The sequence below is a fragment of the Arthrobacter sp. zg-Y820 genome (assembly GCF_030142155.1).
In the GTDB taxonomy this organism is placed as follows: Bacteria; Actinomycetota; Actinomycetes; order Actinomycetales; family Micrococcaceae; genus Arthrobacter_B.
Window position 1 is genome coordinate 2,350,795 of sequence record NZ_CP126247.1, and the last position, 16,226, is coordinate 2,367,020.

Annotated in this window: 17 protein-coding genes and 1 riboswitch; of the genes, 9 read left to right on the forward strand and 8 right to left on the reverse strand. The window is 63.1% G+C overall.

What is annotated here, in order from left to right; all coding sequences use genetic code 11:
* Positions 1-39 precede the first annotated feature (39 nt).
* Positions 40-600: a Vms1/Ankzf1 family peptidyl-tRNA hydrolase gene (locus QNO08_RS10615; protein WP_229965535.1), complete on the forward strand. Its 561-nt coding sequence runs from the start codon at positions 40-42 to the stop codon at positions 598-600.
* A 76-nt stretch (positions 601-676) separates the two neighbouring features.
* Here QNO08_RS10615 and QNO08_RS10620 read toward each other — a convergent pair whose 3' ends face one another.
* Both QNO08_RS10620 and QNO08_RS10625 read right to left on the reverse strand, forming a co-directional pair.
* Positions 677-1,744 (reverse strand): nitronate monooxygenase, encoded by a 1,068-nt coding sequence (locus QNO08_RS10620; protein ID WP_284015783.1) that lies wholly within the window; start codon positions 1,742-1,744, stop codon positions 677-679.
* Between the two features lie 7 nt (positions 1,745-1,751).
* Positions 1,752-2,588, reverse strand: a complete 837-nt coding sequence (locus QNO08_RS10625) for a PhzF family phenazine biosynthesis protein (RefSeq protein WP_229965533.1) — start codon at positions 2,586-2,588, stop codon at positions 1,752-1,754.
* Positions 2,589-2,713: 125 nt separating this feature from the next.
* Positions 2,714-2,834, forward strand: a riboswitch (SAM riboswitch).
* A 59-nt stretch (positions 2,835-2,893) separates the two neighbouring features.
* Between QNO08_RS10625 and QNO08_RS10630 the strand changes: the two genes are divergently transcribed.
* From QNO08_RS10630 to QNO08_RS10645, 4 genes are all read left to right on the forward strand, one after another.
* On the forward strand, positions 2,894-3,400 hold the full coding sequence (locus QNO08_RS10630) for a flavin reductase family protein (RefSeq protein ID WP_229965531.1): 507 nt from the start codon (positions 2,894-2,896) through the stop codon (positions 3,398-3,400).
* Between the two features lie 59 nt (positions 3,401-3,459).
* Positions 3,460-3,984: a hypothetical protein gene (locus tag QNO08_RS10635; protein ID WP_229965529.1), complete on the forward strand. Its 525-nt coding sequence runs from the start codon at positions 3,460-3,462 to the stop codon at positions 3,982-3,984.
* Between the two features lie 72 nt (positions 3,985-4,056).
* On the forward strand, positions 4,057-4,944 hold the full coding sequence (locus tag QNO08_RS10640) for a GNAT family N-acetyltransferase (protein ID WP_229965528.1): 888 nt from the start codon (positions 4,057-4,059) through the stop codon (positions 4,942-4,944).
* Positions 4,945-5,083: 139 nt separating this feature from the next.
* A complete protein-coding gene (locus tag QNO08_RS10645; RefSeq protein WP_229965526.1) occupies positions 5,084-5,542 on the forward strand; it encodes a GNAT family N-acetyltransferase in 459 nt (152 codons plus the stop codon).
* Between the two features lie 27 nt (positions 5,543-5,569).
* On the opposite strand, the gene QNO08_RS10650 is transcribed toward QNO08_RS10645, so the two are convergent.
* The 6 genes from QNO08_RS10650 to QNO08_RS10675 form a co-directional block, all read right to left on the reverse strand.
* Positions 5,570-6,079 carry a GNAT family N-acetyltransferase gene (locus QNO08_RS10650; RefSeq protein WP_229965525.1) on the reverse strand — a complete coding sequence of 170 codons (510 nt, stop codon included), beginning with the start codon at positions 6,077-6,079 and terminating at the stop codon, positions 5,570-5,572.
* Positions 6,080-6,389: 310 nt separating this feature from the next.
* Positions 6,390-7,505 carry a fatty acid desaturase family protein gene (locus tag QNO08_RS10655; RefSeq protein WP_284155588.1) on the reverse strand — a complete coding sequence of 372 codons (1,116 nt, stop codon included), beginning with the start codon at positions 7,503-7,505 and terminating at the stop codon, positions 6,390-6,392.
* 341 nt (positions 7,506-7,846) lie between these two features.
* The gene (locus QNO08_RS10660) at positions 7,847-9,187 is read right to left on the reverse strand and encodes an APC family permease (RefSeq protein ID WP_229965522.1); all 1,341 of its coding nucleotides are present in this window, start codon (positions 9,185-9,187) and stop codon (positions 7,847-7,849) included.
* A gap of 295 nt (positions 9,188-9,482) precedes the next feature.
* Positions 9,483-10,307, reverse strand: a complete 825-nt coding sequence (locus tag QNO08_RS10665; RefSeq protein ID WP_284155664.1) for a MerR family transcriptional regulator — start codon at positions 10,305-10,307, stop codon at positions 9,483-9,485.
* A gap of 701 nt (positions 10,308-11,008) precedes the next feature.
* On the reverse strand, positions 11,009-11,245 hold the full coding sequence (locus QNO08_RS10670; protein ID WP_229965519.1) for a hypothetical protein: 237 nt from the start codon (positions 11,243-11,245) through the stop codon (positions 11,009-11,011).
* A 37-nt stretch (positions 11,246-11,282) separates the two neighbouring features.
* Positions 11,283-11,666 (reverse strand): TetR family transcriptional regulator, encoded by a 384-nt coding sequence (locus tag QNO08_RS10675; RefSeq protein WP_229965518.1) that lies wholly within the window; start codon positions 11,664-11,666, stop codon positions 11,283-11,285.
* A 533-nt stretch (positions 11,667-12,199) separates the two neighbouring features.
* On the opposite strand from QNO08_RS10675, the gene QNO08_RS10680 reads away from it, so the two are divergent.
* From QNO08_RS10680 to QNO08_RS10695, 4 genes are all read left to right on the forward strand, one after another.
* Positions 12,200-12,925, forward strand: coding sequence for a TetR/AcrR family transcriptional regulator C-terminal domain-containing protein (locus QNO08_RS10680; RefSeq protein ID WP_229965517.1), 726 nt, complete (start codon positions 12,200-12,202; stop codon positions 12,923-12,925).
* Between the two features lie 62 nt (positions 12,926-12,987).
* Positions 12,988-14,316 (forward strand): DUF2254 domain-containing protein, encoded by a 1,329-nt coding sequence (locus tag QNO08_RS10685; RefSeq protein WP_229965516.1) that lies wholly within the window; start codon positions 12,988-12,990, stop codon positions 14,314-14,316.
* 678 nt (positions 14,317-14,994) lie between these two features.
* Positions 14,995-15,519: a hypothetical protein gene (locus QNO08_RS10690; protein ID WP_229965514.1), complete on the forward strand. Its 525-nt coding sequence runs from the start codon at positions 14,995-14,997 to the stop codon at positions 15,517-15,519.
* Positions 15,520-15,767: 248 nt separating this feature from the next.
* Entirely contained in the window at positions 15,768-16,130 is a 363-nt protein-coding gene (locus QNO08_RS10695; protein ID WP_229965513.1) for a hypothetical protein, read from the forward strand.
* The last annotated feature ends 96 nt before the right edge of the window (positions 16,131-16,226 follow it).

Genomic DNA, 16,226 nt, shown 5'->3' on the forward strand with positions numbered 1-16,226 from the left:
CCCAACCGAACCAGCAGTCCCGCCAGGAGAATCGTCAAAATGCCCGTCACCCGCTCCACCTTTGTCTCCGCCGACCGGCTGCCGGGCTGGCTGGAACGGTTCGCCGCCGGCAACGGCGAGCTGACCCTGACTCCGGAGCACGGCGGCCTGCATCTCCTGGCGGCCAACGGCACCGAAGCCGATCTGCTGGCGCCGTGGCCGGACGACGGGCGGCCGGGGCGCGGTTCGAACGACGTCGAGCGCCTGGTCTCGCTGGCCGGCCAGTCCCGCACGCTGGGAATCGTACTGCTGCGCCGCGGCGGTTTCGCCGTGGGGGTCGCCCGCGACGGCGTGCTGCTCGCCTCCAAGGCAGGCAGCCGGTATGTGCAGTCCCGGACGGCGGAGCAGGCGGCCCGGATTTTCGCCGAGCATCCGCCCGAGTACCTGGTGTTCGGCGGCGACCGGCCCCTGCTCGAGGTGCTGGCCCGCGAGCCGGTTTTTCGTCCCTGGAGCGCTCTGGCCCGGCTGCGTTTCCTGGACGTTCAGGATCCCAAAGCGGCGGCGCTGGCCAAGGCCGCGAAGGACGCGGCGTCGGTCTTCATCCGGATTTCGGTGCCGTAAGCTCGGCGCCCTGAACGGCGGCGGAGGCGGCGGCTTGAACAGCGGCGGGGCGGCGGCTCAGGCCGCTGCTGCCTCGTCAGTTCCCGGCGAGCCGGCGGACGATGTCCGCTGCCGGCTGCTCCGTGGCCAGCCGGTACCCCGTGCCGGCCCACAGGCTGACCCCGTCCGGATCCCCCGCCGCTGCTGCGGCGGCCCGCAGCGGAGCCGTGATCTGGTTGACGTACGGATAGGCGTCCGGCGCATCCGGATAGGCGCGCATGAAAGCGTTGGTCAGCCCGCGGGCCGGGCGGCCGGAGAACGCCCGGGTCAGTGACGTTTCGGAAAACCGCCCGCCCTGCGCTGCTTCCCGCAGGGCCGCCCGGTGCACCGGGCTGGTGCCCGCTTCGCTGCTGAGCAGCAGCAGGGTTCCTATCTGGACGGCTGCAGCACCGGCGGCAGATGCCGCGGCGGCGTCACCCGGTGCAGAGATTCCTCCGGCAGCGATCAGGGGCAGGTCGCAGGCCTTCCGGATCCCCCGGAGGAGCTGGTCCAAGGGAACGTCGCCTGGAACTTTGGCGCTGTCCAGCGTTCCGCGGTGCCCTCCGGCCTCGGGCCCCTGGACACAGAGCATCCGGGCGCCGGCGTCGGCCGCGGCCTGGGCTTCGGCAGCGTCGGTGACGGTGACGACCGTGCAGATGTCCCGCCCGGCGAGTTCCGCCAGGATCTCCGGGTCCGGCAGTCCAAAGGTAAAGGACACCGCCGGCACCCGTTCCTGCAGGACCAGTTCCAGTTTGGCGGGCCAGCCGTCGTCGTCGTCGGGGTCCGGCAGCCCGGGTTCCGCTGCGGTTCCGGCAGCGAGAAGGTTCCGGAAGGCCAGTGCCGCTGCCAGCTTTTCGCCGGCTGTGGCGCCGGCAGCGGGGGTGCCGGGAGCGGCGCGGTAGGTGTTGGCGCGGTCCGGAACAAAGAGGTTCACGCCAAACGGCGCCTGGGTGAGTCTCCGGGTGCGGGCGATTTCCGCTGCCACGGCTGCTGAGCTTTTGTAGCCGGCGGCCAGGAACCCCAGCCCGCCGGTGTTGCTGACCGCCGCGGCGAGTTCGGCCGTGGACGGCCCGCCCGCCATGGGCGCACCGATTACGGGCAGGGAAAGGGACTGAAGGCTGAACACGCTGCGCCTAGAGGGTGACGGTGCCGTCGATGGAGGTGACGGTGGATCCGCCCACCCAGATCTTGCCGTCGCGGGTGAACACGCGGACCCGGCCGGACCGCTGCACCGCGGTTCCCTGCGTGACCACATAGCGCTCCGGTGCCAGGGAGGCGCCGATCAGCCATTGGGCGAGGCCGGCGTTGAGGCTTCCGGTCACCGGATCTTCGGTGATGCCCAGGCCGGGAACGAAGGCGCGGACCTCAAAGTCGGTTTCGGCGTCCTCGGGCTGGGCGCCGATGACGCCCACGCGCAGGTTGCCCATGATGGTGGGATCCGGCTTCAGTGCCAGCACCGCAGCGGCGTCGGGCAGCAGAAGTCCGAGCCAGCCGGGGCCGTTGTCGATCCAGTTGGAGGCGAGGATCTGTGTGCGGTCCAGGTTCAGCGCACGCAGTGCCTGGTCCAGGACTTCGTCCTCCAAGGGGCCCGAGCGCAGCAGCGGCGGCGCGGCGAACGCGGCAATGCCTGCGTTGGCGTGAAGCGTTACGAGGCCGATCCCGCATTCCTGCACGACGACGTCGGGATAGCGGCGCTTGTTGCCGGCCTCCAGCCACGCGTGGCAGGTACCCAATGTCGGGTGTCCAGCGAACGGGATTTCTCCGCCGGGGGTGAAGATCCGCACCCGGTAATCGGCGCCGTCGCGGGTGGGAGGCAGCACGAACGTGGTTTCGGACAAATTCGTCCACCGCGCGAAGGACTCCATGTCGGAGTCCGAAAGTCCCTCGGCTTCCAGCACCACGGCGAGGGGATTCCCCAAATACGGCTCGCTGCCAAAAACGTCCACCTGTTTAAACCACCGCTGTTTCATGCCCAAACTCTATCCCTTCACCGTGGGGAGTTTTCATTCGCTGCGGGGAGTTTTGTGAAGCTGAGTTTTACGAACTAAGGCAGGTGTTTGCAGGCGTGCACCCGTGCCGCCTACGTTGGAAGAAGAATCAAGAGTTCCAGCCACGGGCCCTGGCCGGCTGGACGGCAACCCTCTCGCCGTAGCGGGGTGCTCCAGGTGACGATTCGGCCGCCCGGCAAAACTTCCCGGCTGCGGCAAGTACCGCGTTTGTGCCGACCCTGTTGTTAATCGTCGGTCCGGCGCTTAAGGCAGAGGAATCTCTTCGCATGTCTCTTGTTACCGATCTTCAGCCCGCGGCCCTGCGCCGTGCCTATTCACGTTTCCCCTCCGGCATTGCCGCGTTGTGCGCTGTGGTGGACGGGCAGCCGCAGGGAATTGTTGCGTCATCCTTTACCGTGGGCGTTTCGATGGATCCTCCCTTGGTGATGTTCGCCGTGCAGAACACCTCCCGTACCTGGCCGGTGCTGCGGCCCGCGGCCAGGATCGGGGTATCGATCCTGGGCTCCGACCACGAGGGGATCTGCAAGCAGATTGCGTCCAAGTCCGGGGACCGTTTTGCGGGCCTGAACCTGCACACCGACGAATCGGGTTCCCTTTTCCTGGACCGGGCAGCCCTGTGGCTCGAGTGCTCAGTGGAGAACGAGGTGCCCGCCGGGGACCACAGCGTCGTGCTGCTCCGCGTCCACGGCCACGCCTCGCATGACGATGCCCACGAGCCGCTGGTGTTCCACGGGTCGGCGTTCCGGCACCTCAGCGTCGCGGAGTTTGCCTGAGCCGCGGCGCTGGAAAACCCGCGCTGACGCGTGCGAACTAGGGCCGCTAAAGTGACTGCATGATTGCACTCACGCACGCGCCTCATGACCTTGTGGTCGGAACCAGCGATGGTATCGACGTTCGCTTTGCAGGTGTTGAGTTCAAAGACGCGCCAGACTTCGTCGGTGTCAGCGCCGGAGAGCCGGGCATCCACGTGCACCTCAGCGGAGTGCGTGGGAAAGAGACAATGTCCCGGGACGGCCGTTTCAACCGAGGACTCGAGGAGTGGTGGAAGCGGCGTGAAGCTGCAGGATCAGACCGATCTGAGAACCCGCCTCCGATGCCTGGCGTCGCCGTTTTTGAGGGGATCACCACGGTTGTATCTGATGATATTGGCACCGAGTACCGGCGGTCAGGAGGCCAAACGGCCGGCAGCGGTATGGAGTGGGACGCGCTCTGGGTCTACACACCGGCTCCCCCTGCTGAGGCTCGGACGCTTCGGCTCGAGTTCAGCGTCGGCGGGGAACTGACCGGAAAGTACTGCGAGTTCAGTCTCTCGAACCCCATCAGCGCGGACGGGTTAGCGAACCACGCTCCACACTGAGGATCCTCTACCGGATAAATACTTCCCGGGCCTTGGGAACTGGAGCATTTTGGAGAAGAAAAACGGGGGATCATGGACGTTGTCCTGCGAACACCAGGTGTAGACGAGCTCGGCGAGATCTGCAGCGTTTTGGCGAAGTGGCAGCACGACAGGGAACCGCTGCAGCTACACCCAGGCGATCTGGGCTGGTACTCCCTGCGAGGGCCAGCCGCCACTGCCGCTGCGACGCGCGTGTGGTCTCAGGGCGACACGACCCTTGCCATTGCCCTTCTCGACGGTCCCGAGCTGTTGCGGTTCGCCATTGATCCGACGCGGCGCCAAGATGCACGCCTTGCCCTTCGCATCGTTGCTGACGTCAACAACCCGATGGCCGGAATCCTCGGCGCAGGAGCAGCAACTATCGAGGCGCGCGGTGCGGTTGCCTTGATCGAGCAGCTTGCGCAGAACGATTGGGCGCCCCACGAACCGTGGACACCGCTCCACCACGATCTGGCAGCATCTCCCAAGGCGTCGGGCTTCGTCATTGAGACCGTGGAACCAGGTCACACCGCTGAGTGGGTGGCTGTGCACTGGTCGGCCTTCCGAGGCACCCCGATCCCGGACGAGCGCATCCAACATTTCGTGGACGGATGGCGTCTAGCTGCGGAAAGCCCCTTTCTCGACCTCGCGCGCATACTGTCCCTGCGATGCCGTGACGGTCAGGTCGTCGCCGTCGCCGCGGTGTGGTCGGCTGGCGAAGGGCGTCCTGGACTGATCGAACCGCTGGCAGTACATCAGGAACACCGCGGTCGCGGATACGGCACAGTCATGACAAAGGCGGCAGTCGACGAGCTCCGGCAAATGGGATCATCCAGCGCCGTTGTTTGCGCGGAGACCTCTAACGCGGGAGCCGTCGCCACCTACCTGGCGGCAGGATTCACAGCGCACCCGGAAGTCACCGACTGGCACCGAAGTGTCTGACGCCTGAGCGATGCCACCCAAAATAGCCCTGCCGCCCGGCCAGCCGGTCCTTCACTGGGACAGGTCTTACGCTGACCACTAAAATCACTGTGACTTCCGGCGTGAACGCACATGAACCCGATGTGAGATGCTCATCTCCATGACTGTCCCGACACGCCTTCGACTCGCGGAAGTAAGCGACCTGCCTTTCATTTTCCGCCAGGAGCGCGAGTACATCGAGGCCATTGAACCGGATGCGCACCAGGGGTGGCTGGCAGCCCTGGACCTGAACCTCGCGTTCTGGATCGAGTGCCTTCCCCAGACGCTCTTCTGCGTCGATGCAGACGGACATCCCCTCGGGTATGCGATGTGGAGCCTCGATGGTGACACCGCGACCCTGGTCTCGATCAATGTCCTCGGCAGCCGTCGTCGCCAAGGACTCGGCCGGCTCCTCCTGGATGCGTTCGAACAGAGGGTCTGCCCAAGCGGAGCCCGCGTTGCGGAGCTCGGTGTTCACCGCACCAACCAGGCACGCCTGCTCTATCAGGGCGCGGGCTATGAGACCACGGGCCAGGACGGCGAGTATGTGTTGTTCAGCAAAATCCTCAGAGAATTCTGACTCGAGCAAAATACGGTTTAAATGCGCCTATCTGCGTTCGAGGGCTTCGGCGGCAAGTACCTCGCTGCGGCATACTTCCATTTCAAGCGCATCCTGATTGTCGCTAACGCGGAAGCTCACGCCGGTTTCCTGGAACCCAAGGCTGGCGTAGAGGCAGCGGGCCGGCGTGTTGTGAGCGTAGACGTGCAGTTTCATTGTCGGCAGGCCGGTGAGCCGGAAGCCAGCCCGTGTGGTGTGCTGCACCAGTTCACGTCCCAGGCTTTGGCCCCTGCGCTGTGGATCCACAATGATGTAGCCCAATCTCATCATTCGGGCAGGCTGGTCCACCAGCAGCGATGCATGGCCAGTCATCTCACCACTGTCAGGATCCACCGCGGACCAGTACCGTCGTTGTGGATTGCCCAGATAAGTGCGCAGTTGTCGGTCCGTGAGAGGCCAGGTGAACGTTGGCCCCGACCACAGCATCATTTCTTCCTTGGTACTTACCCAGGCGCGCAGCTGTGCAAGGTCATCGAAGGATGTCGGTCGAAACTTCACAACTTGATCGTAGGGGCAACCCGCATCCCTTCTGGCTCTTTGGCCCGCGAGCCCTCGGATCGGCCTTGTTCTGTGTGCCGGGATGAGCCGCCGGCATGACGATTCCGGTCACACGCCGATGACCATGGCCTCGGCGGGAAAACGACAAAAGGGCAACTTGCGTTAATGTGCTCATGACTCGCCCTAAAGCACCTGTGGGCGATCCCCTGGTCGCCGGAACCAAAACCGGATCACCCCCTTAGGAGCGATCCGGTTTTACGATATTCACGAAATAAAGCAGTGCACCGCAGGCGCGGCAGAGTTTCCGAACTTACACGCGGTGCGTGCTGGCCAGTGGGCATGCCCACGTATCGACCCCGCCGCGGCCCACCTTGTTGATATAGGCGGTGACGTCCTTCAAGGATTGGCCAAACGCGGTTTCGGTATACCGCACCCCCAGCTGATCACAGTGCTGGCGGACCAGCGGGGCGACTTTTCGCAGATTCGGGCGGGACATGGAGGGAAACAGGTGGTGTTCAACCTGGAAGTTCAGTCCTCCCATAAAGGTATCCACCCACCGGCCTCCGGTGATGTTGCGGCTCATCAATACCTGACGCCGCAGGAAATCGATGCCCGCGTCCCGCGGCGCGATCGGCATGCCGATGTGGTTCGGCGCGAAGGCAATCCCCATATACAGCCCGAAAACGGCGAGTTGGACGCCGATGAACGCTGCGCCCTTCCCCGGTGAAAGCACGAGGAAGACCAGCACCGCATAACTGACCAGACGCACAGCGATGAAGCTAAGTTCCACCCACCGCCGCTTGATCCGCCCCTTACCCAGTACCCGCTTGATGCCCTGCACGTGCAGGTTGACTCCCTCAAGCAGGAGTAGCGGGAAGAAAAAGTAACCCTGTTTGGTGGCAAGCCAGCGCGTCAAACGGTTCGTGCGCGCTTCGGCCGCCTCGGGGGTGAATGCCAGCACGCCGGGAGCGATGTCCGGATCCACGCCGATTTTGTTCGGTGCAGCGTGATGCTTGCTGTGTTTTGCATTCCACCAGCCAAGGCCCATGCCGGCGAAGAGATTAACCACGATCAGTGAGACCCACTCATTCCACTTCGGTGACACGAAGATCTGCCGGTGTGCGGCGTCGTGGCCCAGAAACGCGATCTGTGTCATCAACAACGCCAGCACCACCGCTGTCACCATCTGCCACCACGTGTCACCGAGCAGGATAAAAGCCAGGGCCAGCACCAGGCCCATCAGGGTTAATCCGATCAGCTTGGCCCAGTAATAGCCGTAATTCCGGCGCATATAGCCGGCTTCCTGAACCTGCCGGGTCAAAGCGGTGAAGTCGCTGAGATGCCGCTGGCGGGCCGGGCCAGCTGGCCGGTGTTTGCCTTTCGCACTCGAATCCACGCTGGTACCCGTCATAAGGGCGTCTTCCATAATTCACTCTCATATCGGCGGACAAAGTCCATGTCATATTAACGAACATCACCGGATCCGATCCTCCGCCTTTGGCTGGGAGCAGTCCGCATTCCGGCTGTTGTCCGGTCAGTCCTAAGCGTGCTTATCATATATGGAAGACGGCTTCCCCGTTTCATTGCCGGGGCAGAACGGTGTGCCGCGTCAGTTCATTTCAGTTCACTTCAGCCGGAAGGACGCGTCTTTCGCTGCAGCGAGTTTGCTCTGGACCTGCGGCCAGCACGGTCCCTCCTGGCAGGCAGAAGATCGCCGTCGAACTCCACCGCTCCCCTTTGAATCCCCAGCAGTGGGCGTGCCGCGACTTAGCTGGCGCTCAACCGTTGCTCGCGTTTGCGTCCGGCCCGGGCAGCGAGGAACAACAAGGATCCGACCACTATGTAGGCGGCGGCGCCGAGCCAGATGGTCCCGGTTTGTTGTGTGAGGAGGGCGACGCTCGCAATGATCGCGAGGATCGGCACGAACCGGGGGGCTGTGAAGTGGTCGTGATCGACTTTGTCCTTTTTGAGGACGAGGACGCTGACGTTGGCAGAAAGGAACACCAGGAGCAGGAGCAGCACGGTGGTTTCGGCCAATGAGGAGACATTTCCGGTGAGGGTAAGGACGATCGTCAATGCGGCAACGACAACAATGGAGACCCAGGGGGTGCGACGGCCCGGCAGCACGCGGGCAAAGGCCCGAGGGAGCAGTTCCGCTTCCGCCAATCCGTAGCCCACACGGCTGGCCATCACCATGAACAGCAGTGCTCCGTTGGCAATGGCGACCAGGGCGATGAGGCTGAATAGTCCCGGCGGGATTCCGACTTCGCTGGCGGCAACAACCTCGAGGAGAGGTCCGGTGGACTCGGCCAAGTCACCCGGGGGCATGACGATGACCGCCCCGAGAGCGATGAGGAGATAGACGACCCCTGCGGTGCAGATGGCGCCGAACAGTGCGCGGGGGTATGCCTTGGACGGGTTGCGCACTTCCTCGGCCATGTTTGCTGCCGCCTCGAAGCCGAGGAAAGAGAAAAAGGCGACGATCGATGCGGCGAAGGCGCCTTGGAACGGCGGTACGTCCGGTGCGAACTCAAGCAGCCGGGATGGGTCTCCGTTGCCGGAGGCGAGGACGATGGCGGCGACGACGATGACGATGACGAGACCGGTTACCTCGATGATGGAAGCTACGAGGTTTGCGGTGAGGGACTCTCGGACGCCGCGAAGGTTGATCAAGGTCAGCAAGATGATGAACACGACCGCTGCGGGGGCGGCTGGCACGTCGAGGAGCACCGTGAGGTAATCGCCCGCGAAGGCGTTCGCCAGGGCAGCGGCTGTGGTGATTCCGGAGGCCATCATCAGGAAGCCGACGAGGAATGACACGTAGGGGATGCCAAAAGCCCGGTCGGCGTAGCGCGCGGCTCCTCCGGCGTGCGGGTACTTGGTGATCAGTTCCGCGTATGTCGCGGCGGTGAGCAGCGCGACGACCAGTGCGATCAGCAGGGGTATCCAGATCGCGCCACCGACATCGGCCGCCATGGTACCTACGAGGGTGTAGATGCCGGCGCCGAGGGTGTCGCCCACGATAAACGCGAACAGCAGCGGTGTACCAATTGCCCGCTTCAGCCCGGTTGGTGGTTTTGATGTGGTCGTGCCGGGATCTTTCGTCATTGGGCTATTGGATTCCGTTTGCCGTCCCTGCGCAACTACTTGGGCGAAATCAAGTGCACCAAAGGGCTACTTGGGCGAAATCAAGTGCACCAAAGGGCGTTGAGGGCAGGTAGGCGACCAGCATTTACCGGATCGCAGGCCTAGAGTCGTTCACCCAGGAAGTGTTTCCGACAAGCCGGTGCCGGGTGAGTCGGACGCGGAGAGCCTCCGCCAAACAACCGATGTTGGTCGGAACTTCCGTGCCGGTGGGGATCCCTTGGCGGACACTTTCTCGGCCAGGACACCAGGCCTTGTTTTAAGAAGCGGGTGACTCGTGGGCGGCAAGTTCCTGGACCAATTCCATGCAACGCAGGCGGGCCGGAGAGAAGTCGTAGGGCATCATTCCGATGGCCTCGATGAGGCTCACGCGCTTTTCCCCTCTGCCGGCGCCTTGGCCGACCTCGTCCTCACCTTCATCAGCGGTAGCGGGGCGCAATGCCTCCCAAGAGTCGAAGAGCGCTTCGTCGCTCTGCGCCAGGCCGGAGTCCTCGATGACGGCTTGCAGCACCAGCTCGAAGGCGTGCCGTCTGGCAGCCACCTGTGCCACGCGGGGGTCGTCGACGGCGACCGTGTCATCGAGTGCCTCTTCGGCGGCATCAACGCGGTCGGATTCCTCCCGCAAACCCGGGTGGGTGGCAAAGGCGATGTAACGGCCGGCATTGACGGCCGCACCGAGCGGGCCGAAGATCCGTTCCATGACCAGCAGGTTGTCCAGGTCCGCCTGGCGCAGCGAGCCCTCGGGCAGGCCCTTGAGGCGGCCGGTGACGAAGTCGGAGAGTAGACCCATCCTGCCATCCGGGGTGCGCATGCGCTGCACGACCGTGTCGTCGCGGCCGCTGGCGGCACCGGCAAGAGCCGTGTCAGCAAAGACGTCACGGATGTCGTCCAAGGCGATCCCGGCGTCGGCCATCTTCTGGATCCACAGCAGCCGGATCATGTCTTCGTAGCCGTATCGGCAGCGGTCGTCGCTGTCCCGCTCGGGCTCGGGCAGCAGGCCAATCTCGTGGTAGTCACGGATCACCCCCGGCGTGGTGCCAACGAACGATGCCGCATCATCGATCTTGACCTGACGCGGCGGAATAAGGAGCCATGCATGAGCGGGCCTTCCTCAGTGGGACGGGACGTGAGTCCATCGAACCACATCATGCGACGGACGGCGCAACCCCAAATACCTCACCGCCGGAAGCTCAACCGCTCGGCTGATCCTAGGGGAATCATGATTGTTCTTTTTGCTCCTAGACGCAGAGGCCGACGATGTCCGTGGATTGGCGGACTGCCTTAGCAGATAGGGTGCACTCGTGAACAAGTTCATTCCAAAGAATCCGGTTGGGGTGATCGCCGCAGGGCGGCGGCACTCAGCCGGCGTGAATTCAGATGGCCCAGTGGTGGCCTAAACCGCACCAGGGTTTGAGCAACTGAGTTTTCGGCTATGTCCAGTGCGGATCAACGCTGAGGAACTTGGGAGCATACGAGAGAGTCGCTGGAAGTCTTCAAAGCAGCTCGTGCTTCATTTCCAGACTCCCCCGCACTAGGGGCATTCGAGGCCATCACCTTGCATGCGGCGGGCCTATCAAATGGGTCTATCGCGTTATTGTTGAATCTCGATGACATCGGTAGTCGCTTTCCCTTCGGTCAGGCTCGCCGGGCGAGGGCGGCCTCGATCTGGCGCACGGTGTCTTCCGGGTGTTCCACTTCGATGATGAGCCTGGTGAACTCGTCGTTTTCAACGGTGATGACAATCGCATTCTCGGGCTTGGCAACATCCCAGAAGACGCGTTCTCCCTATTGGGAGAAGGTGCCGCCAAGGTAACGACCATAGGCATCGGTCCCGAGAACTTTGATGCCCGGCCACTGCTTCGCGTTCTTGAGGCCGGGCCACCCGGTGGACAGAGCGGGATCGAAGGTTGCGCCTCGCACCTTCGCGAGCGGGATGGACAGTTCACTTTTCATCGTACCGAGCTTGCGGATTCCCTTGATCGTGACGACCAGATCGTCACCGGAAATACTTGCCGTGGCCATAGTTTCTCCTCTGTTCTGCTCCGGCGGTCGCCGGGAGTTAAAGTTCGCTGGGTTGAATACCTGCCCGAGTGGTCAACCGACGATAGATCTGCTCACTAGCTGGCATCCCTGTCCCGTCGAGCGCGGCAAGGCGGTCCCTGACGAGCTGGGCGACGTCGGGATCGTGCGCGGCACGTTCCCGGAGTGCGACGGTGACTAGGTCGAGGACGAGATCGCGATCACTGTCCTCGGATACCGCCTCATGCAACGCAAGCCGGAACAGTTCCGACTTGCTCCCGAAGGAACCGTAGAGACTCCCGCGGAGCAAGCCGGTCGCTGTGACAAGTTGCGTGATCGATGTGCCTTCGTATCCGCGGTCAGCGAACTCGCGCGCCGCACTGAGCAACACCGCTGTCCGATCAAATTTTGCTACACCAGCCATAAACTCAGACTACCCATGACTGAACGATCAGTCAAACATGGTCTCGAGTACCCCGTAGGACGATCGATCACCGCGCCAGCTTGGCGCCACTCTCTTGCTTCGAGAATCCCCAGCCGAGCCGCAGCGATACGTGGCTCGTTTGAGGAGCAACAGTCGGGCATTCAGGGAGCTTGGAAGTGCAGGAGGTATTCGCTCGTGGGTCCGACGCCTTGGGCCTGGTTGGCGTACCGTCTGACTATGGTTGCCAGTTCTCGCTGAAGTTCCTTCGCCTGGTCGCGGGTGAGCCGCCAATCAAATCCGGCAGTAAACACCGGAAATACGGTTTAGTCGTTGCCGATGGGAGCACGGGTGGCCTTTGTCGGACCCGAGACCATTAGGTCGGCGACAGCAAGGTATTGTCTGCGCTGTTTGTCTGCTTATAATCCGCAGACCAATTCTCTACACTGTAGACTCCAGGCGTAGACTTGCTGTCAAGCAAGGCTGCTTGTCATTCGGTGAGCAGGCCCGATCCAAACGACCAGGACGGATCCTCGATGGCATCCCCGAAAGAACAACCCACCTCGACCGGGCCGCGGAAGGTGCGGCTGAGCCGGGAGCTTGTACTCAAGACCGCCCTGGAACTGGTGGATGCCAACGGTCTGGAGGCCTTGAGCATGCGCCGGCTCGGCCAGGAACTGGGGTGCGATCCGATGAGCCTGTACCGGTACGCAGCGAACCGGGCAGCCCTGCTGGATGGGGTCACCGAGGCCGTAATGAATGAACTGTCCCTCTCTGCGGACGATCCAGACTGGCAGGTCCAGCTGCGCCGGATTGCCCATGACCTCCGGCTCCTGGCCCTGCGTCACCCCAATACGGTGCCGCTTCTGGTCACCAGGCCCCTGTCAACCCCGCTGGGCCTGCGCCCGCTGGGAACCCTGCGGCCGCTGGAGCAGATTCTGGGGCTGCTGATTGAGGCCGACTTCGAACCAACCGATGCGCTGCACGTTTACCGCGCCTTCTATGGGTTCGTCTACGGGCATATCCTGAATGATTTTCAGGAACTGGTCGTGGACGCTGACGAAAACGAAGCAACCCTGCGCCTGGGACTGCACCACTTGCCGGTGAAAGAGTTTCCTCATCTGCGGGCGCTGGGGCCTGTCCTTGCCGAGTACGACGGCGCTGCGGAGCTCGATCAAGGACTGACTATCCTGCTCTCGGGCTTGGCGGAGCAGCTCAAGGTCTCTGGGTCTGATGCAGTGCCGGCGGCTTCACAGCTGTGAGTCAAAACCAGATGTCACAGATCGCAGCTGACCTGCTGCGCGGCAGATAAGGAGCCCACCCGGTGGTTGCCCATCAGAGAACCGCAGCGGGCATGAACATTGCCGCCGCACGCTACCGTTTCAAGGAAAGCCTGTTCCTCTTTCCGGCCTTGGTTATGCTGGCCGGAATCGCGCTGGCACTTAGCGCCGCTGCCCTGGACAGAGCCCTCGGCCATGACACCGGTCTGCCGTTGACGCTGGCGATGAGCAGCAACGCCGCGACCTGGCTGCTGGCCACCGTGGCCGGTGCCATGATCACCACCGTAGGCGTCGTTTTCTCGCTGACCGTGGTCAGTCTGCAGCTGGCCAGCGACCAGTTTTCCCCGCGTGTGATGCGCTCGTTCATCCGTGACCGGTTGAGCCAAGGGGTTATCGGGCTTCTGGTGGGCACGTTCTTTTACTGCATCCTGATCCTGCCGACCCTCAGCGGGGAGCCCACCGACCCCGCACCGCGCATTTCCCTGACGGTGGCGGTTGTTCTGACGGTGGTGACCGTGGCAGGCATCATCGTGCATCTGGATCATCTGGCCAGGGGGCTGCAGGTCGGCAACCTGGCGCGGGTCATTGCCGCCGAAGGCCAATCCGTCGTTGCATCCCTGGACCGTGCGCCCGCCGGACTGCGTCCCGCGGACCCTGAAGATTTCCCTGTCCCGGAAGACGCCGCTGTCATCCCCTGCCCGGTCAGCGGATGGGTGAGCCAGCTATCGCCCGGCGGGTTGCTCAGGGCAGTTCCGGCCGGGACCAGGATCCGGGTGGAGACCCGGGTGGGCGCTTACATCCATGCCGGCGAGCCGTTGCTGACCGTGTGGCCGGCGCCGTCGGAACGCAGCCGGGAACACCTTGCCCGGTCCGTTGATGTCACCGATGCTCGGACCATGCTCCAGGACGTCGACTTCTCTGTTCGGCAGCTCGTGGACATTGGCCTTCGAGCCCTGAGCCAGGCCGTCAATGACCCCACCACGGCCGTGGAGGTTCTGCTCAGGCTGGGAAGCCTGCTGCGGGTGGTCCTGACTGCGCCGCTTGCGCCTCAGGCACTGACCGATGACGCCGGGCGGGTCCTGGTGCAGCCGTGGAACCTTGACCATAACGAATACATCGACCACGCCTTTGACCAGCTCCGCCAGAAATGCCTGGACCAGCCCGAGGTGGCCGGGGCCATGCTGCGGGTCCTGCGGATGCTCACCGCCCACGTTCAGGAACAGGGCTGCCCGGAACATGGGCCGGCCCTACAGCGGCAAATGCGGTTGCTTCTGGAATCTGTCCGAGACCAGCCGGGGCTGCACCCCGAAGACCTCCGGCGCCTGGAGTCGCTGTCCTCGGACGAAACCGACCCCGCCGACCACAGCCGCTAGGCTGCCCCGCCGCTTTACCGGGTGCTCAAGCGAAGACGCCGCGATGGGGCTTCTGCGGCATCGCACGGTCTTGACGGTGCCCGTGGAGCAGGTCACAGAGACACATCATGAGGATGCACCTCGTCCCTAATGCCCGTAAGCCGCTCCCCCAACGGGACAACCAAAGCGATGACTTGGACAACAGCCTCGCCAGCGCCCCAATGGCTCTCCCCCACACACCACCAAAGCATCCGAGCAAGGAGCTCCAAGCCGCTTCGATGCGAGTCATTCTTCGGCAAACGGGTCGCTCGCCGTCGCGCTCGTGAGGTGCCAGTCGGCCGGAGGGCAGGCGGCTGCCTTCACCGGAAGTCAATCGCCGCGGGAGAACTACTTGTATTGATCCGGACGGCGTCTTATACGACGCAGAGCATTCTTCAAACCCGTGCGTGGACTGGCCTGATTATGGTCCGCGGCTAAAGGATATGAGGCAGGAAATACGAGTACATGCAAATCAATATATATTTTTCGTTTACCAAACCTTTACCTCGCGAATGAAAGCGACTAACGTCTTTCGGATTACTTCGAAAGGAAGTAGCCGAAATGATGAGACCGCGCAATGTCCGCGATCCTTCAGACACCGTCCGACCCGCTGGGACGCATGCGGGTTTTTCGATTCCACGGGCAGCGGTCCTACCCGCAATGGCACTGGCCCTGGTGCTCGCAGGATGCAGCTCCCTGGACCAGCCCGGCGTTGCCGCCGGCAGCGACTCCCCCTCACCGGCTCCGGGAAATTCGGCGCCGGAGGCCGGGACGAACACACCCGCAAGCGGTGATCCCGACAAAGCGGAGCTTTTTCGAGCGGAAGACCCGGTCAGCATCGAGACCTATTTTCAAACGGAACCCCAGCTTCGACCGGAGAACGGAAGCATCCTGCTTGAGGAATCCTCGACCGGGCCCAGCACCTTTGAGTTGCCCGACATGGAGCCAGGAACAACTTTCAAGACCTTCCTCACCTGCAACGAGGCGGAGGCCTATAAAGTCCAGTTCCTGGATGCTGAAGGTAAGCCCGTAACGTCAACCGGCGGGGACCGCTGCAATAGCCCGAACCTGGCATCCTACGAATATCCGGTGACCGCAGAGAGCATTCCGTCGACCGTGACCGTAAACGATGTGAATTCCGCTGAGTACTGGCTTGTGGTCTACAACATTACCGAACCTGAATAATCATTTGGATCAATGACCTGTCTGGAGATTGAACGATGAAAATTATTCCGAAAACCCTGATTGTCCTCGACCGCGGCTTTCATCTCGGCGGCAGCAGCACCGATGGCTTCCGCGGATGAGGGGCAGGCGCAACAAACGGGGCCGGCTTCGGAGCTGCCCCCGCGGCGGTCAGTCCCGCGGTGTGCACCGCGGGCAGCGAAACCGCGGATGCATCGGCTGAATACCAGGTTCAGGCCTATGAAACCTACGTGTCCAATCCGAATCAGCGTGTTTACGGAGCCGCGGGCGGGACGCTGTCCTTCGAGGTAGGCCAGCAGTCGAGCACCAGCATTGAGGTCAACGGTTCCACTACGGCCGAGGCCGGCGCTGTTTTCGCCAAGGCTTCAGCCACCTTGGGTATCGCCGTCAGCGCGTCATCCACCACCACCACACAGCAGGGATACTCCTGGCAGGTTCCTGCCGATCAGGCCCAGGGCTGGCTCGAGATGGGCGCCATGGGGTATCAGCTTGACTGGCAGCGGGGACATTACAACTCGCCGTGCATCTGGGTGCAGGATGCCAGCGGAAGCACCCTGAGCACGTCCAGCAATACCGCTTTCAGCCACTGCTAGTTCCGGCTTCCCCGAACGGAACCAGGAGCCGTACAGGACACACAAGCCGGCAGAACAAGAAAGTGCCCGGCCGCAACAGCGGCCGGGCACTTCTCA

Excerpts from the sequence above, each read along its gene's own strand:
- QNO08_RS10615 (WP_229965535.1), top strand. The coding sequence starts at position 40 with ATGCCCGTCACCCGCTCCACCTTTGTCTCCGCCGACCGGCTGCCGGGC.
- QNO08_RS10625 (WP_229965533.1), bottom strand. The coding sequence starts at position 2,588 with ATGAAACAGCGGTGGTTTAAACAGGTGGACGTTTTTGGCAGCGAGCCG.
- QNO08_RS10630 (WP_229965531.1), top strand. The coding sequence starts at position 2,894 with ATGTCTCTTGTTACCGATCTTCAGCCCGCGGCCCTGCGCCGTGCCTAT.
- QNO08_RS10635 (WP_229965529.1), top strand. The coding sequence starts at position 3,460 with ATGATTGCACTCACGCACGCGCCTCATGACCTTGTGGTCGGAACCAGC.
- QNO08_RS10640 (WP_229965528.1), top strand. The coding sequence starts at position 4,057 with ATGGACGTTGTCCTGCGAACACCAGGTGTAGACGAGCTCGGCGAGATC.
- QNO08_RS10645 (WP_229965526.1), top strand. The coding sequence starts at position 5,084 with ATGACTGTCCCGACACGCCTTCGACTCGCGGAAGTAAGCGACCTGCCT.
- QNO08_RS10655 (WP_284155588.1), bottom strand. The coding sequence starts at position 7,505 with ATGGAAGACGCCCTTATGACGGGTACCAGCGTGGATTCGAGTGCGAAA.
- QNO08_RS10660 (WP_229965522.1), bottom strand. The coding sequence starts at position 9,187 with ATGACGAAAGATCCCGGCACGACCACATCAAAACCACCAACCGGGCTG.
- QNO08_RS10670 (WP_229965519.1), bottom strand. The coding sequence starts at position 11,245 with ATGGCCACGGCAAGTATTTCCGGTGACGATCTGGTCGTCACGATCAAG.
- QNO08_RS10675 (WP_229965518.1), bottom strand. The coding sequence starts at position 11,666 with ATGGCTGGTGTAGCAAAATTTGATCGGACAGCGGTGTTGCTCAGTGCG.
- QNO08_RS10680 (WP_229965517.1), top strand. The coding sequence starts at position 12,200 with ATGGCATCCCCGAAAGAACAACCCACCTCGACCGGGCCGCGGAAGGTG.
- QNO08_RS10690 (WP_229965514.1), top strand. The coding sequence starts at position 14,995 with ATGGCACTGGCCCTGGTGCTCGCAGGATGCAGCTCCCTGGACCAGCCC.